Source organism: Sphingomonas sp. S-NIH.Pt3_0716 (assembly GCF_003950715.1).
Classification (GTDB): domain Bacteria; phylum Pseudomonadota; class Alphaproteobacteria; order Sphingomonadales; family Sphingomonadaceae; genus Sphingobium; species Sphingobium yanoikuyae_A.
Genome location: NZ_QLJK01000014.1, coordinates 58697 through 82393, shown reverse-complemented (window position 1 = coordinate 82393; position 23697 = coordinate 58697). Strand labels below are relative to the sequence as shown.

General features: G+C 65.4%; 23 protein-coding genes. 11 read left to right on the top strand and 12 right to left on the bottom strand.

Features of this window, described 5'->3' with window-relative positions; translation table 11 throughout:
- The first annotated feature begins 1 nt into the window (after window position 1).
- The 6 genes from BRX37_RS13120 (at window position 2) to BRX37_RS13095 (ending at window position 6154) form a co-directional block, all read left to right on the top strand.
- The gene (locus BRX37_RS13120) at window positions 2–1555 is read left to right on the top strand and encodes a type II and III secretion system protein family protein (RefSeq protein ID WP_125987482.1); all 1554 of its coding nucleotides are present in this window, start codon (window positions 2–4) and stop codon (window positions 1553–1555) included.
- A 16-nt stretch (window positions 1556–1571) separates the two neighbouring features.
- Window positions 1572–2225 carry a CpaD family pilus assembly protein gene (locus tag BRX37_RS13115; protein ID WP_125987481.1) on the top strand — a complete coding sequence of 218 codons (654 nt, stop codon included), beginning with the start codon at window positions 1572–1574 and terminating at the stop codon, window positions 2223–2225.
- 1 nt (window position 2226) lies between these two features.
- Window positions 2227–3522 carry a P-loop NTPase gene (locus BRX37_RS13110; protein ID WP_125987479.1) on the top strand — a complete coding sequence of 432 codons (1296 nt, stop codon included), beginning with the start codon at window positions 2227–2229 and terminating at the stop codon, window positions 3520–3522.
- A gap of 62 nt (window positions 3523–3584) precedes the next feature.
- Window positions 3585–4583, top strand: coding sequence for a type II secretion system F family protein (locus tag BRX37_RS13105; protein ID WP_017501236.1), 999 nt, complete (start codon window positions 3585–3587; stop codon window positions 4581–4583).
- An 18-nt stretch (window positions 4584–4601) separates the two neighbouring features.
- Window positions 4602–5591 carry a type II secretion system F family protein gene (locus BRX37_RS13100; protein ID WP_004207996.1) on the top strand — a complete coding sequence of 330 codons (990 nt, stop codon included), beginning with the start codon at window positions 4602–4604 and terminating at the stop codon, window positions 5589–5591.
- Between the two features lie 134 nt (window positions 5592–5725).
- Window positions 5726–6154, top strand: coding sequence for a DUF2147 domain-containing protein (locus BRX37_RS13095; protein ID WP_125987477.1), 429 nt, complete (start codon window positions 5726–5728; stop codon window positions 6152–6154).
- A gap of 69 nt (window positions 6155–6223) precedes the next feature.
- Here BRX37_RS13095 and BRX37_RS13090 read toward each other — a convergent pair whose 3' ends face one another.
- On the bottom strand, window positions 6224–6562 hold the full coding sequence (locus BRX37_RS13090; protein WP_004207998.1) for an ArsR/SmtB family transcription factor: 339 nt from the start codon (window positions 6560–6562) through the stop codon (window positions 6224–6226).
- Window positions 6563–6850: 288 nt separating this feature from the next.
- Between BRX37_RS13090 and BRX37_RS13085 the strand changes: the two genes are divergently transcribed.
- Together BRX37_RS13085 and folP are read left to right on the top strand one after the other, a co-directional pair.
- Window positions 6851–7984, top strand: a complete 1134-nt coding sequence (locus BRX37_RS13085; protein WP_010336249.1) for a site-specific DNA-methyltransferase — start codon at window positions 6851–6853, stop codon at window positions 7982–7984.
- Between the two features lie 80 nt (window positions 7985–8064).
- Window positions 8065–9189, top strand: coding sequence for a dihydropteroate synthase (folP, locus tag BRX37_RS13080; RefSeq protein ID WP_125987475.1), 1125 nt, complete (start codon window positions 8065–8067; stop codon window positions 9187–9189).
- A 22-nt stretch (window positions 9190–9211) separates the two neighbouring features.
- Here the strand turns inward: folP and BRX37_RS13075 are convergent, their stop codons facing one another.
- The 6 genes from BRX37_RS13075 to BRX37_RS13050 all read right to left on the bottom strand — a co-directional run bounded on the left by BRX37_RS13075 (window position 9212) and on the right by BRX37_RS13050 (window position 13548).
- On the bottom strand, window positions 9212–9904 hold the full coding sequence (locus BRX37_RS13075) for an aspartate/glutamate racemase family protein (RefSeq protein WP_004208001.1): 693 nt from the start codon (window positions 9902–9904) through the stop codon (window positions 9212–9214).
- A 155-nt stretch (window positions 9905–10059) separates the two neighbouring features.
- Window positions 10060–11481, bottom strand: a complete 1422-nt coding sequence (locus tag BRX37_RS13070; protein ID WP_037517256.1) for an NAD(P)(+) transhydrogenase (Re/Si-specific) subunit beta — start codon at window positions 11479–11481, stop codon at window positions 10060–10062.
- Entirely contained in the window at window positions 11481–11765 is a 285-nt protein-coding gene (locus BRX37_RS13065) for an NAD(P) transhydrogenase subunit alpha part 2 (RefSeq protein ID WP_004208003.1), read from the bottom strand. The genes BRX37_RS13070 and BRX37_RS13065 overlap by 1 nt, the downstream gene beginning before the upstream one ends.
- 1 nt (window position 11766) lies before the next feature.
- On the bottom strand, window positions 11767–12078 hold the full coding sequence (locus BRX37_RS13060; protein ID WP_052076662.1) for an endonuclease domain-containing protein: 312 nt from the start codon (window positions 12076–12078) through the stop codon (window positions 11767–11769).
- Window positions 12079–12261: 183 nt separating this feature from the next.
- On the bottom strand, window positions 12262–13386 hold the full coding sequence (locus tag BRX37_RS13055) for an NAD(P) transhydrogenase subunit alpha (RefSeq protein ID WP_125987473.1): 1125 nt from the start codon (window positions 13384–13386) through the stop codon (window positions 12262–12264).
- 36 nt (window positions 13387–13422) lie between these two features.
- Window positions 13423–13548: an aa3-type cytochrome c oxidase subunit IV gene (locus BRX37_RS13050; RefSeq protein ID WP_004208006.1), complete on the bottom strand. Its 126-nt coding sequence runs from the start codon at window positions 13546–13548 to the stop codon at window positions 13423–13425.
- 154 nt (window positions 13549–13702) lie between these two features.
- Here BRX37_RS13050 and BRX37_RS13045 point away from each other — a divergent pair, with 154 nt between their 5' ends.
- The 3 genes from BRX37_RS13045 to BRX37_RS13035 all read left to right on the top strand — a co-directional run bounded on the left by BRX37_RS13045 (window position 13703) and on the right by BRX37_RS13035 (window position 16460).
- Window positions 13703–15139, top strand: a complete 1437-nt coding sequence (locus BRX37_RS13045) for a sigma-54-dependent transcriptional regulator (RefSeq protein WP_125987471.1) — start codon at window positions 13703–13705, stop codon at window positions 15137–15139.
- Window positions 15140–15233: 94 nt separating this feature from the next.
- On the top strand, window positions 15234–15884 hold the full coding sequence (locus BRX37_RS13040; RefSeq protein WP_125987469.1) for a hypothetical protein: 651 nt from the start codon (window positions 15234–15236) through the stop codon (window positions 15882–15884).
- 75 nt (window positions 15885–15959) lie between these two features.
- Window positions 15960–16460: a GNAT family N-acetyltransferase gene (locus BRX37_RS13035; RefSeq protein WP_125987467.1), complete on the top strand. Its 501-nt coding sequence runs from the start codon at window positions 15960–15962 to the stop codon at window positions 16458–16460.
- Between the two features lies 1 nt (window position 16461).
- On the opposite strand, the gene BRX37_RS13030 is transcribed toward BRX37_RS13035, so the two are convergent.
- The 5 genes from BRX37_RS13030 to ftsH all read right to left on the bottom strand — a co-directional run bounded on the left by BRX37_RS13030 (window position 16462) and on the right by ftsH (window position 23622).
- Complete coding sequence (locus tag BRX37_RS13030) at window positions 16462–16980, bottom strand: tetratricopeptide repeat protein (RefSeq protein WP_037517267.1); 519 nt, start codon at window positions 16978–16980, stop codon at window positions 16462–16464.
- Window positions 16981–17072: 92 nt separating this feature from the next.
- Entirely contained in the window at window positions 17073–18248 is a 1176-nt protein-coding gene (locus BRX37_RS13025) for an RsmB/NOP family class I SAM-dependent RNA methyltransferase (RefSeq protein WP_125987465.1), read from the bottom strand.
- A gap of 12 nt (window positions 18249–18260) precedes the next feature.
- The gene (gene guaB, locus BRX37_RS13020) at window positions 18261–19718 is read right to left on the bottom strand and encodes an IMP dehydrogenase (protein WP_010336239.1); all 1458 of its coding nucleotides are present in this window, start codon (window positions 19716–19718) and stop codon (window positions 18261–18263) included.
- Window positions 19719–19877: 159 nt separating this feature from the next.
- Window positions 19878–21500: a family 43 glycosylhydrolase gene (locus BRX37_RS13015; RefSeq protein ID WP_125987548.1), complete on the bottom strand. Its 1623-nt coding sequence runs from the start codon at window positions 21498–21500 to the stop codon at window positions 19878–19880.
- Window positions 21501–21675: 175 nt separating this feature from the next.
- Entirely contained in the window at window positions 21676–23622 is a 1947-nt protein-coding gene (gene ftsH / locus BRX37_RS13010) for an ATP-dependent zinc metalloprotease FtsH (protein WP_125987546.1), read from the bottom strand.
- Window positions 23623–23697 lie beyond the last annotated feature (75 nt).

Sequence of the window (23697 nt, the reverse complement as noted above, 5' to 3'; positions counted from 1 at the left end):
GATGAACGCTTACCAGATGCTCGCGCGGCACAAGGCGGCCCGTCCGCTCGCCGCCCCGGCGATCGCGCTCGGCCTGGCGCTTGCCATGGTCGCCGCGCCGACCACGGCGCTCAACGCCGCCCCCGCAGCGGATCAGGACAATGCGATCCTGATGTCGGTCGGCGGCAGCAAGGTTGTCAACCTGCCGGCCAAGATGTCGGACGTCGTCATCGCCAATCCCGATGTCGTCGATGTCCATGTCCGGACCAACAACCAGCTCTATCTGATCGCGAAGAAGCCGGGTGAAACGACCATCTTCGTCACTGCCGGCAATGGCAAGGTGCTGTTCTCCGGCACGGTGCGGGTCGGCAACAACCTGACCACCATCGACGACATGCTGCGCCTGGCGATGCCGGGTGCCAACATCGCCGTCAACAAGATGAACGGCATGGTGCTGCTGACCGGCACGATCAAGGCGCCCGAGGACGCGGCCGAGGCCGAACGCCTGACCCAGGCCTTCGTCGGCAAGGAAACGACCGTGGTCAGCCGCCTGCTGATGGCGACCCCGCTGCAGGTCATGCTGCAGGTGAAGATCGCCGAAGTCAGCAGGGATGTCGGCCACAAGATCGGTACCAACTTTGCCAGCGCAGATCGCAGCGGCGGCAATCTGGGCTTCATAGGTGGCGGCGGTCGGGCTTTCTCGACCTACACCAAGCCGGAAATTGATACGACCACCGGGTTGATCACCAAGCCTGCCGAATGGGCATTCTCCAGCCCTAGCGATGGCTCCTACAGCCTGGGCGGCGTTGCCCGCCTATTCGGCATGGACATCGCCGGCGCACTTGATCTCGCCGAATCCAGCGGCCTGGCAACCACTTTGGCCCAGCCGAACCTGACGGCGCTGTCGGGCGAAACCGCCAGCTTCCTGGCCGGTGGCGAATATCCCTACACGGTCAATAACGGCCCGTCGTCGGGCAACAGCATCCAGTTCAAGCAATATGGCGTGCAACTGGCCTTCACCCCGACGGTTCTCGCCGACGGGCGCATCTCGCTGCGCGTTCGCCCGACCGTGTCGAGCCTCGACTTCAGCGTCAGCAGCTCGGTTCCTGCACTCAAGAGCCGCACCGCCGAAACCACGGTGGAACTGGGCTCGGGTCAGGGCTTCATGATCGCCGGCCTGCTCAACAACGAAACCGGCAACACGGTCAACAAGGTGCCGGGCCTGGGCAATGTCCCGATCCTGGGCAGCCTGTTCAAGTCCCGCAGCTTTCAGCGGAACGAGACCGAGTTGGTGATCGTCGTGACCCCCTATCTGGTGAAGCCGGTCAACGCGTCCGACATTCGCCTGCCGACCGATGGCTTCCGCAACGCCAATGTCGGCCAGGGCCTGTTCCTGCAGCAGATGCATGACGGCGTCAGCGGCGCCCAGCCCAATATGCCGACCCGCGCGCCCGGTTCGCCCGTCGCGCCCACGCCCGGCCCGCAGGCCTCGATCGCGGCGCCCGCGCTGGCCGCCCGCGACGAAGATCGCTCGTCCGGCAAGTCCGGCGGCGCGACCCCCGGCTTCAGCTTCTGACGGAAGGACGAAAGACATGACTTCCACGTCCCGCAAGACCCTCGTCCGCCTCGGCGCCCTTGCCCTGCTGGCGCTGCCGCTCGCGGCCTGCTCGACCGACAGCCCCAATCGCGGCGTGGATTCGGTCCACCAGCCGGTGGTCAGCTATACCAGCTACACCTTCGACGTGCAGGCCGGCGGCGCGCGCCTTGCCCCCGCCGAAGCCGCGCGCCTCGACGACTGGTTCGCCACGATCAAGCTTGGCTATGGTGATCGGGTCGCGATCGTCACCGATGCGGGCTATTACAGCCCCGACCTTGGCGAAGACATCGCCAATGTCGTCGCGCGCCATGGCATGCTGCTGGGTCAGGACAGTTCGGCTGCCGCCGGCTCCGCGCCGGAAGGCAGTGTCCGGCTGGTCGTGCGCCGCACCACCGCATCGGTTCCCGGCTGCCCCGACTGGTCGAACAAGGCTGAAACGCCGATGAGCCTGGGGACGTCGTCCAATTTCGGCTGCGCCATGAACAGCAATCTCGCAGCGATGGTCGCCGACCCCGAAGATCTGGTCCGTGGCCAGAGCAGCGACAGCGAATTGCGCACCGCGACCTCGAACCGCGCCATTTCCACCTATCGCGACAAGGCACCGACCGGCGCTGGCGAGCTCAAGCAACTCTCGAACGGAGGCCAGTAAGATGAACGCACCCTGGAAACATGGTTCCGTGGGCCAGCGCGACCCCTTCCACGCCTTCGTCTGCGACGATCACAGCTTCGACCTGCTGCGTGCGGTCGCGTCCGAAATGGGCTGGGCGCCGGAAAAGGTGAACAAGGGTGGCATGCGCAACGCGGTGCAGAGCCTGTCGATCACCGCCAGCCCGCAAATCCTGTTCGTCGACATGTCGGAAAGCGGCGATCCGCTGAACGACATCAACAGCCTCGCCGAGGTCTGCGAACCCGGCACGGTCGTGATCGCGGCGGGCCAGGTCAATGATGTGCGCCTCTATCGTGATCTGGTCGCCAGCGGCATCCAGGATTATCTGCTCAAGCCCTTTGGCGCCGACCAGCTGCGCGATGCGCTGGCGCAGGCGCAGGCCGTCTTCCTCGCCCCGCGTGACGCAGGCCCGGAACGCCCGCACATGACCGTCGCGGTCATCGGCACGCGCGGCGGCGTCGGCGCCTCCAGCATGGCGACCTCGCTCGCCTGGTTGCTGAGCGAAAAGAAGAAGCGCCCGACCGCGCTGCTCGACCTCGACATCCATTTCGGCACCAATGCGCTGGCGATGGATCTGGAACCGGGCCGTGGCCTGACCGACGCGATCGAGAATCCCAGCCGCATCGACGGGCTGTTCATCGAGCGCGCCATGGTTCGCGCCAGCGACATGCTCGCCATCCTGTCGGCCGAAGCGCCGATCAACCAGCCGATGATGACCGATGGTGGCGCCTTCTACCAGTTGCTGGAAGAGTTCCGTCAGGCGTTCGAATGCAGCATCATCGATCTGCCGCGCAACATGCTGATCCAGCACACGCACCTGATGACCGACGTCAATGTCGCGGTGGTGGTGACCGAACTCAGCCTGGCGGCGGCGCGCGACACGATCCGCATCCTGTCCTGGCTCAAGTCGAATGCACCGCAGGCCCGCATCCTGGTGGTCGCCAATCGCGTCCATCCCGGCGCGCCGGAAATCAGCCGCAAGGATTTCGAACAGTCGATCGAACGCAAGGTCGATGTGATCGTGCCGTTCGACCTGCGCATCGCGGCCCAGGCCGCCAAGCTCGGCAAGACGCTGGCGGAAACCGCCAAGGGCAGCAAGGTGGGCGCCGCCTGCACCGCCATGATGGACGAAGTGATGGGTCTGGCCGGCGATGAAGCCGATAATCCGGGCGCCAAGTCGACAGCCAGGAAGGGAGATTCCCTGCTCGGCAAGATCGGCGATTTCAAGAGCATGATCCCGTCGCGCCGCAAGGACAAGGCGACGGCACTGGAAGGCTGACGCGCGGGCCGCTTCAGGGCGGCCCCGCACAGCCATATTCACGCACGGGGAACGGGCGAACAATGGACGGCAATTTCCTTCTGATCTTGGTGCTGGTCGCGACCATGCTTGGTCTGGTCGTGGTCGCCTTTGCCGGCCCCTCGCCCGACAAGGCGCAGAAACGCCGTGTCGCCCTGATCCGTGGCCGCCACAGCGACTCCACCGAGGCGATGATGGAAGCGCGCATGCGCAAGGCCATCTCCACTCGGGCGACCGGCAACGAAGCCAAGATGCTGGTCTCGCTGATCCCCAATCCGGAGAATCTGGCCAAGCGCATCCGCATGACCGGCAAGAAATGGACGCTCAGCCAATATATGACGTCCTGCGCGGTGGTCTTCCTGCTGACCACCCTGTTCCTGCTGATGCGCGGCTTTCCCTTCCTGCTCGCGCTGATGGTCGGGCTGGCGGCAGGCCTTGCCTTGCCGCATCTGTGGGTCGGTCGACTGATCAACAAGCGGATCCAGCAATTCAACGCCAAGTTCCCCGACGCGCTCGAGCTGCTGACCCGCGGCCTGCGATCGGGCCTGCCGGTCGGCGAGACGCTGGGCATCGTGTCGAGCGAAATCCCCGGCCCGGTCGGCGAGGAATTCAAGCTGATCACCGAACGGATCAAGATCGGCAAGAGCATGGACCAGGCTCTGCAGGAAACCGCCGATCGCCTGGGCACGCCGGAATTCCAGTTTTTCGTCATCACCCTGGCGATCCAGCGCGAAACCGGCGGCAACCTCGCCGAAACGCTGCAGAACCTCGCCACCGTGCTGCGCCAGCGCGCCCAGATGAAGCTTAAGATCCGCGCCATGTCGTCGGAATCCAAGGCGTCGGCCTATATCATCGGCGTCCTGCCTTTCCTGGTGTTCGGCATGATCTGCTACATCAACTTTGGCTATATGAGCCCCTTCTTCACCCCCGATCCGGCGGGCATCTTTGGGCTCTCGACCATGCAGGTCGTCGGCATTGGCGGCATGTGCTGGATGGCCATCGGCGCCTTCATCATGGCCCAGATGATCAACTTCGAGATTTGACGGGGAACGGATAGAGATATGGACGCCCCTACCCCCACCGGCACCCTGTTCGGCATGACCGCGACCGATTTCGGGACGCTGCTTGCCGCGCTGGCCACGCTCGCCACCCTCTACGCGCTCTATGCCGTGATGACGGTGCGCGATCCGATGGCTAAGCGGGTCAAGGCGCTCAACGAACGCCGTGAACAGCTCAAGGCCGGCATCACCGCCTCGACCGCCAAGCGCCGCGCCAAGCTGGTCAACAAGAACCAGACGACCGACCAGATGCGGTCCTTCCTGACCAGCCTCAAGGTGCTGCAGGACGACCAGCTCAAGGACGCGCAGATCCGCCTGGCCCAGGCCGGCATCCGATCCAAGGACTGGGCCGTCGCCGTCATCTTCGGCCGCATGATCATGCCGATCCTGATCGGCGGCACCGCCGCGATCCTGCTCTATGCCGTGGGCATCTATCCCGAATGGGGCGGCGCCAAGCGGTTCATGGCCTTCGCCGGCGCATTGCTGCTCGCCTACAAGGCCCCCGACCTCTTCATCGACAACAAGATTGCCAAGCGCTCTGCCGCGATCCGCAAGGGCCTGCCCGACGCGCTCGACCTGCTGGTCATCTGCGCCGAGGCCGGCCTGACCGTCGACGCCGCCTTCAGCCGCGTCGCCCGCGAACTAGGCCGCGCCTATCCCGAACTGGGCGACGAGTTCCAGTTGACGGCAATCGAACTCAGCTTCCTTACCGAACGCCGCATGGCCTTTGAAAACCTCGCCACGCGCGTGAAGCTCGACGCGGTCAAGGGCGTGGTCACGACCATGATCCAGACCGAAAAATATGGCACGCCGCTCGCCTCCGCGCTGCGCGTGCTGTCGGCCGAGTTCCGCCATGAACGCATGATGCGCGCGGAAGAAAAGGCCGCCCGCCTGCCCGCGATCATGACCGTGCCGCTGATTCTCTTCATCCTGCCGACCCTGTTCGTCGTCATCCTGGGTCCGGCCGCCTGCTCGATCAGCACGGCTTTCTAAAAAATTTCCGGGCAAGGAGGGGGCGCTGCCGTAGCGTCCCCTCCTTCCGTTTCCGTAAACTGCAAGCGAAGCGCTGGCGCACCGCATTTTCCTCCCTTATTCTCACCCTCAACCCAAAAGGAGAGGATCGCATCATGACCATCAAGATCGGCGCTCGCGTCGCCATCGCCGCTCTGGCCGCCTTCACCACCGCCCTGCCCGCCTATGCCGCCCAGCCCATCACCGGCCGCTGGTCGACTGTCGATGGCAAGGCGATCGTCCAGATCGCACCGTGCGGAAAGAGCATCTGCGGCAAGATCGAGAAGATCGTGAAGCCGACGCCAGGCCGCCCCCAGACCGACATCAAGAACCCGGATCCGGCGCTGCGCTCCAAGCCGCTGGTCGGCCTTGCCCTGCTGTCGGGCTTCAGCGATGCGGGCGATATCTGGAAGGGCACGATCTACGATCCGGAAAGCGGCAAGAGCTATACGTCCAAGGTCAGCCGCAATGGCGACGGCACGCTCAAGGTGCAGGGCTGCATCGCCTTCTTCTGCAAGACCCAGACCTGGACGCCGCTGCGCTGATCCCGCGCACAGCCTGGAAAACGAAAGGGGCGCCAAATGGCGCCCCTTTTCCTGTCGATACGGTCCCGTTCAATCCCCGGCATGCTCCATCGGCGTGAAGCGCTGCGACCAGAGCGCGCCATAGATCGCCATCCACTGCACCACCGGCCCCAGCCCCTTGGTCCGCGCCGCAAACCAGGTTTCGCGCCCCGTCCGCCGGGCCGTCACCAGACCGGCGCGCTTGAGCTTGCCCATATGGCGCGACACCATCGGTTGCGACACGCCGGCCACGGCGGTCAGCGCGACGACATTCTGCTCCCCTTCGCGCACCAGATATTCCAGCAGGGCACGTCGCGTGCCGTCGGACAGCGCCTTGAAGAGTGAATCGCTGTTCGCTCCAAGATCGCCTCTGAATTTCACTTCCGTCATGCAAATTTCATAATCATCTGGTTATGATTTGGTCAAGTGGAGGATGATTTTCGACTCGGCCGCGCCATTAACGAAAAAAAGTGCGAACCGCCTCCTCGCTGAGTCTTTTGAGTCACACCACCCGATGATGAGTCTCCCGCGACTCGCATGACTCAATATGTTGTGGCTACCTGCTTCGTTCTCCACCATCCTCGCAATCCTGACAGGGACGACCGCTAAATCCCTGACCTTGACGGCAGACTCCTGAGGACTCAGTGCTGATGGACGAAACATATGGGGGTTGCACACATGGGTGTCATGGAACGCGTCGCACCGCGGCGGAAGAAGGCGGTCGCGCTCGCGCCGGCACCGGCGATCGAGGCAAACCGCCTGCTGCGCGGTGACTGTATCGCGGAAATGGCCAAGCTGCCCGACGGCTGCATCGACATGATCTTTGCCGATCCGCCTTATAATCTTCAATTGGGCGGCGACCTGTTCCGCCCCGAGGGCGGCCGCGTCGATGCGGTCGACAATGACTGGGACAAGTTCGACACGCTCAGCAGCTATGACCGCTTCACCAAGGCGTGGCTGGCGCAGGCGCGCCGCATCCTCAAGCCCAATGGCACGATCTGGGTGATCGGCAGCTATCACAACATCTTCCGCGTCGGCGCTGCCTTGCAGGATGAGGGATTCTGGATCCTCAACGACATCATCTGGCGCAAGGCGAACCCGATGCCCAATTTCAAGGGCACCCGCTTCACCAACGCGCATGAAACGCTGATCTGGGCAAGCCAGGGCGAGGACGCGAAGTACACGTTCAACTACAAGGCGATGAAGACGCTCAATGACGAGCTGCAGATGCGCTCCGACTGGGTGCTGCCGATCTGCGGCGGCCAGGAGCGACTGAAGCGCAACGGCACCAAGGCGCATCCGACGCAGAAGCCGGAATCGCTACTCTATCGCGTGATGCTGTCCTGCACCAAGCCGGGCGACATCGTGCTCGATCCCTTCTTCGGCACCGGCACCACCGGCGCCGTCGCCAAGCGCCTGGGTCGCCAGTGGATCGGCATCGAGCGCGAGCCCGACTATATCGAGGTTGCCGAGGAACGCATTGCCGAGGCGCTGCCGCTCGATGAATCCGCGCTCGCCATCATGCAGACCGCGCGCCAGCAGCCCAAGGTCGCCTTCGGCACGCTGGTCGAGACCGGCTATCTCCAGCCCGGTTCGGTGGTGATGGACAGCAAGCGCCGCTGGAGCGCCACCGTGCGCGCCGACGGCTCGCTCGCCGTGGGCAGCGACACCGGTTCGATCCACAAGCTGGGCGCCACGCTTCAGGGCGCACCCAGCTGCAACGGCTGGACCTTCTGGCATATCGAGAAGGCGGGCAAGCTGCACCCAATCGACACGCTGCGCCAGACCTATCTGCTCGCCAACGAGCCTTGATTTCCGTCCCCCGTTCGGGTTGAGGCAGCCATAGTTCTTCCAAGGCATGGCCCCGACCCGTCCGGGGCGAACGGAGCTTTATGACCCTCTCCTCCATCCCCGCTGACGCCCGGCTCTATCTCAAGCCGACCTGGTTCGTGCCGAGCCCGATCGGCCTGGCGGACGGATCGGCGGCGCGGATGGGCAATGGGCTGATCTGGTTCCAGGCCTATGAACTGACGGCGCGCCATGCCGGCCGCCGGATCGCGCGCGAAACCATCCCGGTCGCCGCGTTCGAGGCGATTACCGCCACCCTGCCCGACCCGCTGACCGAGCGCGCCCGCCAACTGGCCGCGAACATTTCCGCCCAGCGCGCGCCGCTCAGCCTTGGCGATCGCGTTATCCGCTTCGACGCGCCGCAGGCGATGGCGATCCTCAACATCACGCCCGACAGTTTCTCCGACGGCGGCAAGCATATGACCGACCCGCAGGCGGCGGCCGATGCCGGCTTTGCCATGGCGGCGGCCGGCGCCGCGCTGATCGATGTCGGCGGCGAATCCACCCGGCCCAAGGCGCCCAAGCTCTGGGAGGGCGACGAGATCGCCCGCATCGTGCCGGTGATCGAGAAGCTCGCCGCCGCCGGCGTCGCCATGTCGGTCGACACGCGCAAGGCCGCGGTGATGGAGGCAGCGCTGGCCGCCGGCGCCCATGTCATCAACGATGTCAGCGCGCTGGAACATGATCCCCGCAGCCTGGAGGTCGCGGCCCGCGCCGGCTGCCCGGTGATCCTGATGCACGCCCCTTCGACCGGCGACGATCCGCACGACAATCCCAGCGGCTATGCCGATGTCGTCACCGACGTGTTCGACTATCTCGACGCCCGCATCGCCGCCTGCCTCGACGCCGGTATCGCGCGCGAGAAGATCATGGTCGATCCGGGCCTGGGCTTCGGCAAGAACCTGGCAGACAATCTGGCGCTGGTGAATGGCCTCGCCACCTTCCAGGGGCTGGGCGTGCCGCTGCTCTTCGCCGGCAGCCGCAAGCGCCTGATCGGCGCCCTGTCGAACGAGGCACCGGCGCCAGACCGGCTCGGCGGCTCGGTCGCCCTCGCCTTCCGCGCGGCGCAACTGGGCGCGCAGATGGTGCGCGTCCATGACGTCAAGGAAAGCGTCCAGGCCCTCCATCTGTGGCGGGGCCTGGCCGATGCGGGGCTGAGCGCGGTCTGACCACGCCCGGCTGCCTCTGCCCTTATTCGCTCAGGATGAAGTCGACGCCCGCCATGGCGTGGATTTCAGTGCAGTCGTAGATCGGCAGCACATTGGCCTTCACGTCGACGATCATCTCCAGTTCGGTGCAGGCCAGCACGACCGCCTGCACATCCTCCTTGGCGATGTCGGTCAGTTCCGACTTCATGAAACGCTCGGAATCGCGGTTGATCTTGCCGACGGTCAGTTCGTCATAGACGATCCGGTCGATCCGCTCGGCCAGCGCGACATCGGCCGGCAGCAGCGACACGCCGTGCGACACCAGCCGCTGGCGATAATATTTCTCGGTCATCACGTTGCGCGTGCCGATCAGGGCGGCGCGATCGATCCGGTCGGCCTTCATCCGCGTGCCGACGACATCGGCGATGTGGATGATGGGAATGGCGATGCTCGCCTGGATCCGGTCATAGATGCGGTGCATGCTATTGGCACAGATCAGCAGCGCTTCCGCCCCGCCCTGTTCCAGCCGCTGGGCCGCGCCGATCAGATGGCCCGATGCGCAATCCCAGTCTTCCTGCGTGATGCAGCCGGAAACCTGTGCGAAATCGAGGCTTTCGATCAGCAGCCGCGCACTGTGCTGGCCACCCTTGGCCCGGTGGATCGCCTGGTTGATGATCTCATAATAGCGGGCGGTGGACGTCCAGCTGAGACCACCAATCAGACCAAGTTTACGCATGTCGCTCCCAATATGGGGGCGCCTGTCCGGCCCCGTGCGGGCCGGGCATGTCGGTGCCCCAGCCCTTCTTTTACGAAAGATGCCGGCTTCGACAAGTCAGGACGATCCACCCGCCCCGTCGACGGGGCGATCCGGCGCGGGTGGATCGGGTCACTTTAGTGGGCCAGCGCCTTGACGATCTCCTCGACCATCTTCTTGGCGTCGGCCAGCAGCATCATCGTGTTGTCCATGTAGAAGACCTCATTGTCGACGCCGGCATAGCCGGCCCCGCCCATGGAGCGCTTCACGAACAGCACCGACTTGGCGTTGGCCACGTCCAGGATCGGCATGCCATAGATGGGCGACGTCTTGTCGGTCTTGGCCGCCGGATTGGTCACGTCATTGGCGCCGATGACGAAGGCGACGTCGGCCTGGCCGAACTCGCTGTTGATGTCCTCCAGCTCGAACACCTCGTCATACGGCACGTTCGCTTCGGCCAGCAGCACGTTCATGTGGCCGGGCATGCGCCCTGCGACCGGGTGGATCGCATATTTGACGTTCACGCCTTCCTTCTTCAGCAGGTCGGCCATTTCGCGCAGCGCATGCTGCGCCTGGCTGACCGCCATGCCGTATCCGGGCACGATGATGACATTGTCCGCCTGGCTCATCAGGAAGGCCGCATCCTCGGCGCTGCCGCGCTTGTAGGGACGGTCGACCGCCGCCGCGCCGCCGCCCGACGGGCCGGCTTCCGCGCCGAAGCCGCCGGCGATCACGCTGATGAAGCTGCGGTTCATCGCCTTGCACATGATGTAGGACAGGATCGCGCCGGAACTGCCCACCAGCGCGCCGGTGATGATCATCGCGGTATTGCCCAGGGTAAAGCCCATGGCGGCGGCGGCCCAGCCCGAATAGCTGTTCAGCATCGACACCACGACCGGCATGTCCGCCCCGCCGATCGGGATGATCAGCAGGAAGCCGATGACGAAGCTCAGCGCCGTCACGGTCCAGAAGATCCAGGGCGACTGGTCGGTCACGAAATAGGCGATCAGGCCCAGGATCGCCGCCAGCGTCGCCAGATTGATGACATGGCGGCCCGGCAGCATGATCGGCTTGCCCGACATGTTGCCGTTCAGTTTCAGGAAGGCAATGACCGAACCCGAGAAGGTAATCGCACCGATCGCGACGCCCAGCCCCATCTCGATGCGGCTGGCATTGTGGATCTCGTTCGTCAGCGGATCGAGAATGCCGAACGCGCCGGGATTGAGATAGGCGGCCGCGCCGACCAGCACGGCGGCCAGGCCCACCAGCGAGTGGAAGGCCGCAACCAGCTGCGGCATCGCCGTCATCTCGATGCGACGGGCGATGATGAAGCCGATGCCGCCGCCGATGGCGATGGCGCCCAGGATCTCGGGCAGGCTCAGCACGTCATGGGTATAAAGGGTCGTGACCACGGCGATCGCCATGCCGACCATGCCCATGCGGTTGCCGCGGCGGCTGGTCGACGGGCTCGACAGGCCGCGCAGCGCCAGGATGAAGAGGACGCCGGAAACCAGATAGGCCAGCGCAACGAAGGGCGAGACGGGCGCAAGCTCGTGCATCACTTGCGCTCCTTCTTCTTGTACATGGCCAGCATGCGTTCGGTCACGGCAAAGCCGCCGAAGATGTTGACCGATGCAAAGACCACCGCGACCAGCCCCAGCAGCTTGGCCGCCAGGCTACCGGCCTCCGCCGAGGCGACCAGCGCGCCGACGATGATGACCGACGAAATGGCATTGGTAACCGCCATCAGCGGCGTATGCAGCGCCGGCGTCACCGACCAGACCACATAATAGCCGACGAAGCACGCCAGCACGAAAATCGACAGGATGGCAATGAAGTCCATTCTAGTCCTCCCCACTTGTTTCGACTGCCCTGGCCAGGATCGCGGCTACGGCATTGTCCCTATCATTCATGATTGCGGCGGCCGGCAGACGCAGAACGGACAGTCCCCGTTCCGCAAACCAGCAGTCGCGCTGCTCATCCCTCATCGGCGCATCCCCTCTTGCATGCGCTTCGCCGTCGACCTCGATCACCAGCCGCGCCTCATGGCAGTAAAAATCTGCCACATAAGGACCGGACGGGTGCTGACGGCGAAATTTCAGACCTTGCGGCCTTTGCCTCAATATCTGCCAGAGCAGGACTTCCGGCTTCGACATCGCCTTGCGCAACTGCCGTGCCCTGTTCGCCTGCCCTTGCAGCACATCATCCTCCCCTGGAAGGGGAGGTGGCTGGCGAAGCCAGACGGAGGGGTGTCCCGTTCATGACAGGGCGATACCCCTCCACCAGCCTGCGGCTGGTCCCCCTCCCCTTGCAGGGGAGGATGGGGACCATGGCCCGCATCAGCTTGCCAGCAGCCGTTCGTTGACGACCTTGCCCCCCTGGGTCAGGCGGATGGCGTTGCCGATTTCCTCGTCCAGCACCGGCGCGTTCTTCTCCTTGTCCCAGAAGGCGGACAGGAAATTATAGAGATTGCGCGAGAACAGGGCGGAGGTGTCGGCGGCCAGGCGGCTGGGCACGTTGCGATGGCCCACGATCCTGACGCCGTGGCGCACGACCACTTCGCCCGCGACCGCGCCCTCGACATTGCCGCCCTGCTCGACGGCCAGGTCGACGATCACGCTGCCCGGCTTCATCGACGCGATCTGGGCGTCGCTGATCAGGCGCGGCGCAGGCCGGCCGGGGATCAGCGCGGTAGTGATGACGATGTCCTGCTTGGCGATGTGCGACGATACCAGCTCGGCCTGAGCCGCCTTATATTCGTCCGACATTTCCGTGGCATAGCCGCCAGTGCCCTCACCCTCGATGCCGGCCACCTTCTCCACGAAGATCGCCTTGGCGCCGAGCGATTCGATCTGCTCCTTGGTCGCGGCGCGCACGTCGGTGGCGCTCACCTGCGCGCCCAGCCGCCGCGCGGTGGCGATCGCCTGAAGGCCGGCCACGCCCACACCCATGACGAAGCATTTGGCCGCCGACACGGTGCCCGCCGCGGTCATCATCATCGGGAAGGCGCGGTCATATTCGGCCGCCGCGTCCAGCACGGCCTTGTAGCCCGACAGGTTCGACTGGGACGACAAGATGTCCATCGACTGCGCACGGGTGATGCGCGGCATGAACTCCATCGCCAGCGCCTCATAGCCACCGGCGGCATAGGCATCGACCCGCGCCCGCTCGCCGAACGGGTTGAGGCCCGCGACAATCCACGCCCCCGGTGCCGCACCGCCAAGGCTGGCCGGATCGGGGCCTTGCACGCCCAACAGGATATCGGCCCCCGCCAGCGTCGCGGCACGATCGCCAACGCTGGCACCGGCAGCCGCATAGGCATCGTCGGCAATCGATGCGGTCAGGCCTGCCCCGGCCTCGACCGCGACAGTCGCGCCCAGCGCGATGAATTTCTTCACGGTCTCGGGCGTGCCGGCCACGCGCCGTTCGCCCTCAGCCTGTTCCTTCAATATCGCAATTTTCATTATATCAGCATCCCCCTCCTATAGCGTCGACATGGCTCAGCTGGAGATCAGCAGCACGACAATCGCGGCGACGATGAGGCAGGCAATGGTGCCCCACTTCACGAAGCCGACAAACCCTTCATAGGTCTGGGTTGCGCTCTTGATGTTCCCGTCAGAAGCCATATCCGTTCCCCTAGTTATTACATCGTTGTGCAACCTCTTATCCTGTCCCCCCACCCCCCTCAAGCCGTAGGGGCACAAGAAAATCTTTACAGGTTAAGGGCGCTTTTACCCCCGGCGCCTAGGATGACCTCCTGTTTGCACAAGAGGGGTCCAGATGGTTCGCGAAGGCGTTCCCTTGCTGATGTTGATCGACGACGAGCCCGCCCAGCGCCGGCTGGTGTCCGCGCTGGCCGCGCGCGCGGGATGGCGGACCATCTTCGCCAGCAATGCCGAAACCGCCCTGGCAACGCTGGGCACGCAGGACGGCATGCAGCTCGACGCGGTCCTGATCGATCAATGGAGCCCGGATTTCGATCCGGCCGACCTGATCGGCGCCATCCATGCGCAGCGCCCCGCCCTGCCGATCCTGGTGCTGACGGCGCATAACAGCGTCGCCGTCGCGGTGCAGGCGATGCGCGCCGGCGCCACCGACTATCTGTCCAAACCGATCGCGCCCGAACGGCTGCTCGCCGCGCTCAACGCGACGCTGGAGGGCAATGTGCGCGGCGAACTGCGCCCGCTCACCGAAAAGATCAGCGCCCCGCTGGCGTTCGAGGATGTCGTCGGCGCGGCGCCCCAGTTCCGCACCGCTCTGGCCATCGCGGCCAAGGCCGCACGCGCCCGCGTGCCGGTGCTGATCGAGGGCGAAAGCGGCGTCGGCAAGGATGTCGTCGCCCGCGCCATCCATGCCGCCTCGCCGCGCCACAAGCAGGCGATGGTGACCGTCAATTGCGGCGCGATCCCCGCCAACCTCGTCGAATCAGAACTGTTCGGTCATGAACGCGGCGCCTTCACCGGCGCCTTCGACCGCCATGTCGGCAAGTTCCTGTCGGCCGACATGGGCACCATCTTCCTCGACGAAGTCAGCGAAATGCCGCTCGACGCGCAGGTCAAGCTGCTGCGCGTGCTTCAGGATGGCGAGGTGCAGCCGATCGGCGCGCGCCGCCCCGTCCATGTCGATGTCCGCGTCATCGCCGCCACCAACAAGAAGCTCAGCGACGAGATCGAGGCAGGCCGGTTCCGCGAGGATCTCTATTATCGCCTCAACGTCGTCCAGTTGACCGTGCCCCCATTGCGGGAGCGTATGGGCGACATTCCCGCCCTTTGCCGCCACCTCCTCGCCCGCATCGCGACCCAGCCGGGCCTGCGGGGCCTGGGCCTCACCGACGATGCGCTGGCGCTGCTGATGCAGCATGACTGGCCGGGCAACGTCCGCCAGCTGCAGAACGCCCTGTTCCGCGCCGCCGTGCTGTGCGAGGGCGATGCGCTGACCCCGCATGACTTCCCGCAGGTCGCCGCCCATATCCTGTCGCGCGGCGCCAGCGGTCCGCGCCAGCGCGCTGCCGCCACGCCGCCGCGCGAAGCCGCCGGCATCACCCTGTTCGAAGGCGACGGCCATGTCCGCCAGCTCGCCGAGATAGAGGCCGACGTCATCCGCCTGGCCATCGGCCATTATCGCGGCCGCATGACCGAAGTCGCCCGCCGGCTGGGGATCGGCCGTTCGACCCTCTATCGCAAGCTCGCAGAACTCGGCATCGACAACGCGGCCTGATCGCGGGACCGGGCGCCCTGCGGCCGGGGCATATTGTCGCGGGAGTTCCGCTACGGCGTTGAATTATCCCCGCGCCTATGCTTTTGAACGAGGCATGAAAGCGCCCCTCCTCGCCACCTGCTCCCCCCTCCTGCTGCTGGTCGCCTGTGGCCGCGCCGAACCGGTCGCGGACATGCCGAGCCAGGAGGAACTGGCCGCCGCCGCCAATGCGGCCGCTGCCAATGCGCTGGCCAATGCGCAAAAGGATGATGCCGGCGACAGCCGCAACTATGTGAATATCGACCATGGCTATTCGGTCACCATGCCCGAAGGCTGGATGAAGGATGGCGAAGCCAGCAATGCCGATGGCGTCGTCTATCAGGATCCCGGCGCAGGGGCCGACGTCCGCGTCTTCTGGCAGAAGAATGACAATGACCAGACACTGCAACAGATCGTCGAGGCACTGTCCGACGGCGCCGAGGGCGTGGATGGCGATTTCATCGGCGAGAATGAATATCGCGGCACAGCCAATGACGGCGAAGGCAATAATGTCGCGCTGCGCCTGCTGAAACAGCCTGACGGCGCGATCGTCACCGCCACCTTCGTCTATCCCGAAATGCTGAGCGAACAATATCAGCCGATCGCGCAGGCCCTGCTCGACAGCCTGCGTATCTTCGCGCCCAAGGCCCAGACGCCGGAAGGCCAGACGCCGGAGGGCACAAGCGCCACGGCCACGCCCGCACCGGCCGCCAACGCCAGCAACTGACCGGCGGCTTTCGGCGCGGTCGTTCGTTTCCGTCCGCATCGATCATTCCGAACCGCTGCCAGGAAGCCCAACCCCTTGCCCCTGATCCGCCCCTTCGCCCCCGCCGACCAGCCGGGCATTCTCGACCTGATCCTTGGCATCCAGCGCGACGAATATGGCATCGCCATCACCGCAGCGGACCAGCCGGACCTCACCGACATAGCGGGCTTCTATTTGCCCGGCACCGGCGGCTTCTGGGTCGCGGAGGAGGACGGCCGGATCATCGGCACGATCGCGCTCAAGGATATCGGCCAGGGTCAGGGCGCGCTGCGTAAGATGTTCGTGGCGTCCAGCCATCGCGGCCGCGCCGCCGGCGTCGCGCAGGCCCTACTCGACCATCTGCTCAACGCGGCGGCCGACCGCGGCCTCGCCCAAATCTATCTCGGCACCACTGCCCGTTTCCTGGCGGCGCACCGCTTCTACGAGAAGAATGGCTTCGCGCTGGTCGAAGCCGACGACCTGCCGCCCGCCTTCCCCAGGATGGCGGTCGACACGCGCTTCTACGAAAAATCGATCGAACCGGCGAAAGCCGGATAGATTACGGATTATCGGTGCTGTTGGCCTTAGCGCCCGGCACCGCTTCCTTGCTGGTCATCGCCACTGCCGGCGGTCCTTTCTGGATCGCGGCATTGAGCTGCGCGACTTCAGGACAGCTGCCCTTGCACAGATTCTGCGCCTGAGCGAGATTTTCCTTGGCCTTGGCGATCGCGCCCTTCTCGACCATCGCCTCGCCCTGGCCGGCGATCGCGGTCACGTCGGTCGGGTCGAGCAGCAACGCTTCCTTGTAGAGGCGGATGGCCTTGCCCTGCAGTCCCTGCGCGCGCGCCACTTCGGCCAGTTCGATATAGGCCGCACGGTTGCGCGGATCGACCGCCAGCGCACTTTCCAGCGCGTCGGTGGCACCGGTCAGATTGCCCGCCTTGCGCGCCGCCTCGCCCGCCTTCTGCCATTCGATCGACCGCGGTTCGATCTGGGTATCGGGGCGCTGGGTCAGGCCCACGCTGGAAACGGTGGTCAGAAGGACGGCAAGGGCAATCGAGGCCGGGGTGAAACGCATCAAAATCTCCAGCCATGTTTCAGGCATTGACTCAGGCCCGCAGACCGAAGGGCAAGTGTCGCTATTTTGCGCGCGCTTGTCCATGGCCTGTTTCAGGCGGTCCTCCGCAGCCGGGCGAAGTAGAAGCCATCGGTGCCGTCATGACCGGGCGTCAGCAGCAGCCCATGGCCATGGGCGCGGCCCATATCCGCGTCGATCGGCTCGGCACTCCAGCCGGCCTGACGCGCCAGAAACGCATCCACCTGATCCCGCCCCTCTCTGTCGGTCAATGCGCAGGTAGCATAGACCAGCAGGCCGCCGGGCGCCAGCAAGGGCGCAGCGAAATCCAGGATCCGGGCCTGTTCCGACACCAGCCGGTCGAGCCGCGCCTGGGTCAGGCGCCAGCGCGCCTCGGGATTGCGGCGCCAGGTGCCCGTGCCCGAACAGGGTGCGTCGACCAGCACGACATCCGCCTGCCCCGCCAGCGGCGCCAGCGCGCGCGCCTCATGCCCCTGGTCCAGCAGCAGCCTCTCGATACAGGTCACACCCGCCCGTTCGGCGCGCGGCGCCAGCCGGTCGATCCGGTTGCGGATCGTATCGGCGGCGATCAGCCGGCCCTTGCCGCCCATCGCCACAGCCAGCGCCAGCGTCTTGCCGCCCGCCCCTGCGCACAGGTCGATCACCGTCTGGCCGGCCTGTGCCCCGCATGCCGCGGAAATCAGCTGGCTGCCGGCATCCTGCACCTCGACCGCACCGCGCTTCCACGCTTCGCTCTGCTCGACCGGATAGCCTTCGGGCAGGCGCAGCGCGTCAGCCAAGCCGGCGATCGGCGTCGCGTCGGGCAATTCGGGCGCAACTTGCGCGGGCGTCGCCTTCAGCCGGTTGACGCGCAGGTCCACCGGCGCGCGACCCAGCAACGCATCCTGCTCCACCGGCGCGGCCAGCAAGGGCTGCAACCAGCCCGGCACTGCGCCAGCCGCCGCGCCTGCTTCGCCCGGTTCGATCGGCAGCGGCGCATGGGCCGATCCGTCGAACAGCGCGGCCAGCTCCGGTTGGGCCTCGACCAGGCCGATCATCGCCGCGCGGCCAGTCTCGGGCCGATCGGCGACGCGGCGGATCGCATCATAGACATGGTCGCGCACCGCGCGGCGATCGCGCGACCCGGCATAGCGCCGTTCCTTGAAATAGCGCGCGATCAGCGTGTCCGCCGCCGGCCCGCCATCACGGGCGGCGGCGATGATCGCGTCCAGCAGGTCGATCGCCGCCTGCACTCGCGCCGCAGGCGTCATCCCGCCTGCTCCTTAGCGCGTCGGATAGTTGGGGGCCTCACGCGTGATGGTCACGTCGTGGACATGGCTTTCCGACAGGCCGGCATTGGTGATCTGGACGAAGCGGGCGCGTTCCTGCAGATCCTTGATCGTGCGGCTGCCGGTATAGCCCATCGCCGCCTTCACGCCGCCGACCAGCTGGTGGATGACATCCTTGGCCGGGCCCTTGAACGGCACCTGGCCTTCGATACCCTCGGGCACCAGCTTCATCTGGTCCTTGATGTCGGCCTGGAAATAGCGGTCGGCGCTGCCGCGCGCCATCGCGCCGACGCTGCCCATGCCGCGATAGCTCTTATAGGCGCGGCCCTGATACAGGAAGGTTTCGCCCGGCGCTTCGGCCGTGCCGGCCAGCAGCGACCCGACCATGACGCAGCCCGCGCCCGCCGCCAGGGCCTTGGCGACGTCACCCGACGTGCGCAGGCCGCCATCGGCGATCACCGGCACGCCATGCTTGTGCGCTTCATTGGCCGAATCCATGACGGCGGTCAGCTGCGGCACGCCCACGCCGGCGACGACGCGGGTGGTGCAGATGGAGCCGGGGCCGATGCCGACCTTCACGCAGTCCGCGCCGGCGTCGATCAGCGCCTTGGTCGCTTCGGCGGTGGCGACATTGCCGGCCACGACCTGGACATGGTTGGACAGCTTCTTGACCGCTTCCACCGCGACCGCGACCTGCTTGCTGTGGCCATGGGCGGTGTCGATGACGATCAGGTCGCACTCCGCGTCGATCAGCGCCTTGCTGCGCTCCAGCCCCTTGTCGCCCACGGTCGATGCCGCGGCGACGCGCAGCCGGCCCGACGCATCCTTGGTCGCCTGCGGATAGGTCACGGCCTTCTCGATATCCTTGACCGTGATCAGGCCCACGCAGTGATAATTATCGTCCACCACCAGCAGCTTCTCGATCCGGCGGGCATGCAGCAGGCGCATCGCCTCATCCTGGCCGACACCGGCCTTGACCGTCGCCAGATTGTCCTTGGTCATCAGCTCGCTGACCGGCTGGCCGGGATTCTCGGCAAAGCGGGTATCGCGATGGGTCAGGATGCCGACCAGCTTGCCGTTCGCCTCGACGACCGGAATGCCGCTGATCCTGTGGCGCTGCATCAGCATCTGCGCGTCGGCCAGCGTGGCGGTCGGCAGGATGGTGATGGGATTGACGACCATGCCGCTCTCGAAGCGCTTGACCGCGCGGACCGCATCGGCCTGTTCCTCGACCGTCAGGTTACGGTGCAGCACGCCGATGCCGCCCAGCTGCGCCATGACGATCGCCATGTCGGCTTCGGTCACCGTGTCCATCGCCGACGACAGGATCGGAATGTTCAGCTTGATCGCCTTGGTCACATGGGTGGACGTGTCCGCCTGGCTGGGCAGCACATCGGATTCGGCGGGCTGCAACAGCACGTCGTCAAAGGTGAGGCCAAGGCGGATGTCCATGTGAAAGCCACTTTCTGCTGCGCGGGTCGGGCGGAGGGGAACCGGACCGCTGGGGATTCGTGGCGGCCCATGTAACCATTAACCCGCAAAACGGCCAGACCCCTTGGGGATTTTCTTGCCGCCTTTCTTGCAATCCCGATCTTGGCGTTCAACCAGTCGCTACGCCCCCTCGCCGCCCCGCCCGCGATAGAGCAGATTGGAAAAGCGCGCCTGCCCGGCTCCCGATACGAACAGCGCCGGGCGCAGGCTCAGGAAGCCATCCGCCAGATTATGATGATAGCTCGACACTTCATAGGAAATGATCTTGCGCCATGCCTTGCCGGCGCGGCGAATATGGAAGCTCGCGACATTGTCGTCATTCACGACCCGCAGCGAAAAACGGCCACCTTCCGCCGGTCCGGGCGGCGGATAGCCCTGCTCGCGCCCGACCTTGTAATTGTGCAGCGCGCCCACGTCCGACCCCAGGCCGACAAAATATTGGGGATTGTAGAAGAGCAGCAGACCCGCCTGAGCGCCGCCCTCCAGTTCGACATCGACGCTCACCTCATAGGAACGATCCCCGGCGATGAAGGCCAATGGCGATGACTCCGCCGGCCCCTTGCCCTGCGCCTTCAGCACCAGCGCACCATCCCTGAAAGCGGCACGATCGAGATAATCCTTCTGCGGCGCAAAAAAGGCCAGCCGGCTCCCCATGTCGCTCGGCTTGAACGGGCCGGACAGCGCAAGCTCCGATCCGCCCGCGCGCCTGGCCGCCGGCATGGGCAGCGCCGCTGACAGATCGCCACCGGTCATGCGCGGCCAGCCATCCGCGTCCCAGACGAACGGCTCCAGCAGCATCTGCCGTCCCAGCGTGCGATAGCCATTTTCATAGCCATGATAGGCGAGCCACCAATCGCCCGCCGGCCCTTCCACCGCCGTGCCATGGCCACGCGACCACCAGGGTTCGCCCGCCCGCGCCGTCCGCACGATCGGGTTATGTGGACAATTTTCCCACGGTCCGTTGATCGATCGGGACCGGGCGACGATCACCATATGGCTGGTCGGCGGCCCGGCCGTCCCGCCCTGCCCGGAAAACAGGTAGAACCAGCCATCCCGGCGCAGCACCTTGGGGCCTTCCAGCGCGAGCGCCTCGATGATCCAGTCCTCCGGGATCGGCCACCCGTCATAGACCTGCTCGATCGGCCCGTCCCGGCGCAGCCCGTCATCGCTGATCCGCACCCGCGCACCGCCATTCAGGAACAGATAGCGTTTACCGTCCTCGCCCACCGCATGGCCGGGGTCGATATAGCCCTTGATGTCCATGTCGACGGGGGCGCTCCATGGCCCTTCCATCCGGTCGGCATGGACGACGAAAATCTTGCAGGGGATGGCCGGCCCCGCCGAAAAGCTGGGATCGGTCGGATTGAACACCGGAATATAGATGAAATAGCGGCCTTCATGCTTGGCGATGTCCAGCGCCCAGACCGAACCCAGCGGCGCGGTCAGCGCCGGTCCCACCGGCCGCCAGTTCACCAGATCGCGCGAATGCCAGATCACGACCGCCGGGAAATAGTCGAAGGACGAAAAGGTCGCCCAATAGTCGTCGCCATCCTTCAATATGTTGGGATCGGGCCGATCCCCCGACAGCACCGGGTTCAGAAAGCGGCCATTGCCAAGGTCCGCCAGCCGCTCGCCCTCGGCGCCATGGCGCCAGGCCGGCGCAGAGGCACAGCTATCCGACACCCTCGCCTCGCCCAGCCCCGGCATCGCCAGCCCCGCCGTCGAAGCCAGTCCCAGAAACATCGCGTCACGGCGGGAATGGGCCAAGATATTTCCCCAACATTGATGGTGTCCGGCCCCGCTTCTGGTCCGCTCGCGCACGCAACGCAATGGTCCGAAACGCAAAAATACCGGAAACGAAAAAGGGACGCGACCATCATGGCCGCGCCCCTTTTTCATTCCACTGCCTGCTCGGCGATTACGCGCCAGCGGGGGTCGGATCGCCGAACGGCCCCTTGCGCTTGCGCGTCTTGGGGATGGACGACCCCGCCGCCGGGATCACCGACGGCTTGATCGTCGTGCCGTCGTCGCGGGTGATCTCGCCCTTTTCCAGCAGCGCCTTGATCTCCTCGCCGGAGAGCGTCTCATATTCCAGCATGGCGTTGGCCAGCAGGTGCAACTGGTCCTCATGGCCCTTCAGCAGTTCCTGCGCACGGGCATAGCCCTGCTCCACCAGACCACGGATTTCCTTGTCGATCAGCTTCGCCGTCTCGTCCGACATATGGACGCGCTGGCTCTGCGAATAGCCGAGGAAGGTCTCGCCCTGCTGCTCTTCATATTGCAGCGGGCCCAGCTTGTCGGACATGCCCCACTGGGTGACCATGTCGCGCGCCAGCTTGGTGGCATATTGGATATCGCCCGACGCACCCGACGACACCTTGTCATAGCCGAAGATGATTTCCTCGGCGACCCGGCCGCCCATGGCCACGGCCATGTTCGCGTGCATCTTGTCACGATGATAGCTGTAGCTGTCCCGTTCCGGTAGGCGCATCACCATGCCCAGCGCGCGACCGCGCGGGATGATCGTCGCCTTGTGGATCGGGTCGGACGCCGGCTCATGGACCGCGACGATGGCATGGCCCGCCTCATGATAGGCGGTCATCTTCTTCTCGTCGTCGGTCATGACCATGGAGCGGCGTTCGCTGCCCATCATGACCTTGTCCTTGGCCGCCTCGAACTCGTCCATGGCGACCAGGCGCTTGCCGCGACGGGCTGCCATCAGGGCGGCTTCGTTGACCAGGTTGGCAAGGTCAGCGCCCGAGAAGCCCGGCGTGCCGCGCGCGATGGTGCGCGGGTTGACGTCGGGCGCCAGCGGTACCTTCTTCATGTGGACGGCCAGAATCTTCTCGCGGCCTTCGATGTCGGGACGGGGCACCACGACCTGACGGTCGAAACGGCCCGGACGCAGCAGCGCGGGGTCCAGCACGTCGGGGCGGTTGGTCGCCGCGACGATGATGATGCCCTCATTCGCCTCGAAGCCGTCCATTTCGACCAGCAGCTGGTTCAGCGTCTGCTCGCGTTCGTCATTGCCATTGCCCAGGCCTGCGCCGCGATGGCGACCGACCGCGTCGATTTCGTCGATGAAGACGATGCACGGCGCGTTCTTCTTGGCCTGTTCGAACATGTCGCGCACGCGGCTCGCGCCGACGCCGACGAACATCTCGACAAAGTCGGAACCCGAAATGGTGAAGAAGGGCACGCCCGCCTCACCCGCAATCGCGCGGGCCAGCAGCGTCTTGCCGGTGCCGGGCGAACCGACCAGCAGCGCGCCCTTGGGGACCTTGCCGCCAAGACGTGCGAACTTGCTCGGGTCCTTCAGGAACTCGACGATTTCCTGCAGTTCCTCGCGGGCTTCGTCGATGCCGGCGACGTCATCGAACGTCACCTTGCCATGCTTTTCGGTCAGCAGCTTGGCCTTGGACTTGCCAAAGCCCATCGCGCCACCGGCGCCGCCGCCCTTCTGCATCTGGCGCAGCACGAAGAAGGCGATTCCCAGGATCAGCAGGAACGGCAGCGACTGGTACAGCATGATCTGCCAGAAGCTGGGCTGCTGTTCGGCCTGGCCCGAATATTTGACGTTATAATCGTCCAGCAGGTCGGTCAGCTTGGGATCATTGACCGGGACCGTGCTGAAACCCTGGCCACTCGACAGGGTGCCGGTGATCCGGTCGGGCGCGATCGCCACATCCTTGACCTGGCCTTCCTGCACCTTGGCGCGGAATTCCGAATAGGCGATGGCGCTGCCGGCCTGGGTGGTCGGGCGCTCGAACAGCGAAACGAACAGGAGCAGGGCGATGATGACCCCTGCCCAAATCATCGCACTCTTGATCCAGGGATTACCCTGTGGGTCTTTTTCGTCGTTCATCATCACTCTCTTTCACCCCGCAAGATAGGGTGTGGCCGGCAAAGCGCAAGCTGGACGCGCTGTCCGCTGCGGATT

Excerpts from the sequence above, each read along its gene's own strand:
- BRX37_RS13120 (WP_125987482.1), top strand. The coding sequence starts at position 2 with ATGAACGCTTACCAGATGCTCGCGCGGCACAAGGCGGCCCGTCCGCTC.
- BRX37_RS13115 (WP_125987481.1), top strand. The coding sequence starts at position 1,572 with ATGACTTCCACGTCCCGCAAGACCCTCGTCCGCCTCGGCGCCCTTGCC.
- BRX37_RS13110 (WP_125987479.1), top strand. The coding sequence starts at position 2,227 with ATGAACGCACCCTGGAAACATGGTTCCGTGGGCCAGCGCGACCCCTTC.
- BRX37_RS13105 (WP_017501236.1), top strand. The coding sequence starts at position 3,585 with ATGGACGGCAATTTCCTTCTGATCTTGGTGCTGGTCGCGACCATGCTT.
- BRX37_RS13100 (WP_004207996.1), top strand. The coding sequence starts at position 4,602 with ATGGACGCCCCTACCCCCACCGGCACCCTGTTCGGCATGACCGCGACC.
- BRX37_RS13095 (WP_125987477.1), top strand. The coding sequence starts at position 5,726 with ATGACCATCAAGATCGGCGCTCGCGTCGCCATCGCCGCTCTGGCCGCC.
- BRX37_RS13090 (WP_004207998.1), bottom strand. The coding sequence starts at position 6,562 with ATGACGGAAGTGAAATTCAGAGGCGATCTTGGAGCGAACAGCGATTCA.
- BRX37_RS13085 (WP_010336249.1), top strand. The coding sequence starts at position 6,851 with ATGGGTGTCATGGAACGCGTCGCACCGCGGCGGAAGAAGGCGGTCGCG.
- folP (WP_125987475.1), top strand. The coding sequence starts at position 8,065 with ATGACCCTCTCCTCCATCCCCGCTGACGCCCGGCTCTATCTCAAGCCG.
- BRX37_RS13075 (WP_004208001.1), bottom strand. The coding sequence starts at position 9,904 with ATGCGTAAACTTGGTCTGATTGGTGGTCTCAGCTGGACGTCCACCGCC.
- BRX37_RS13070 (WP_037517256.1), bottom strand. The coding sequence starts at position 11,481 with ATGCACGAGCTTGCGCCCGTCTCGCCCTTCGTTGCGCTGGCCTATCTG.
- BRX37_RS13065 (WP_004208003.1), bottom strand. The coding sequence starts at position 11,765 with ATGGACTTCATTGCCATCCTGTCGATTTTCGTGCTGGCGTGCTTCGTC.
- BRX37_RS13060 (WP_052076662.1), bottom strand. The coding sequence starts at position 12,078 with ATGTCGAAGCCGGAAGTCCTGCTCTGGCAGATATTGAGGCAAAGGCCG.
- BRX37_RS13055 (WP_125987473.1), bottom strand. The coding sequence starts at position 13,386 with ATGAAAATTGCGATATTGAAGGAACAGGCTGAGGGCGAACGGCGCGTG.
- BRX37_RS13050 (WP_004208006.1), bottom strand. The coding sequence starts at position 13,548 with ATGGCTTCTGACGGGAACATCAAGAGCGCAACCCAGACCTATGAAGGG.
- BRX37_RS13045 (WP_125987471.1), top strand. The coding sequence starts at position 13,703 with ATGGTTCGCGAAGGCGTTCCCTTGCTGATGTTGATCGACGACGAGCCC.
- BRX37_RS13040 (WP_125987469.1), top strand. The coding sequence starts at position 15,234 with ATGAAAGCGCCCCTCCTCGCCACCTGCTCCCCCCTCCTGCTGCTGGTC.
- BRX37_RS13030 (WP_037517267.1), bottom strand. The coding sequence starts at position 16,980 with ATGCGTTTCACCCCGGCCTCGATTGCCCTTGCCGTCCTTCTGACCACC.
- BRX37_RS13025 (WP_125987465.1), bottom strand. The coding sequence starts at position 18,248 with ATGACGCCTGCGGCGCGAGTGCAGGCGGCGATCGACCTGCTGGACGCG.
- guaB (WP_010336239.1), bottom strand. The coding sequence starts at position 19,718 with ATGGACATCCGCCTTGGCCTCACCTTTGACGACGTGCTGTTGCAGCCC.
- BRX37_RS13015 (WP_125987548.1), bottom strand. The coding sequence starts at position 21,500 with ATGTTTCTGGGACTGGCTTCGACGGCGGGGCTGGCGATGCCGGGGCTG.
- ftsH (WP_125987546.1), bottom strand. The coding sequence starts at position 23,622 with ATGAACGACGAAAAAGACCCACAGGGTAATCCCTGGATCAAGAGTGCG.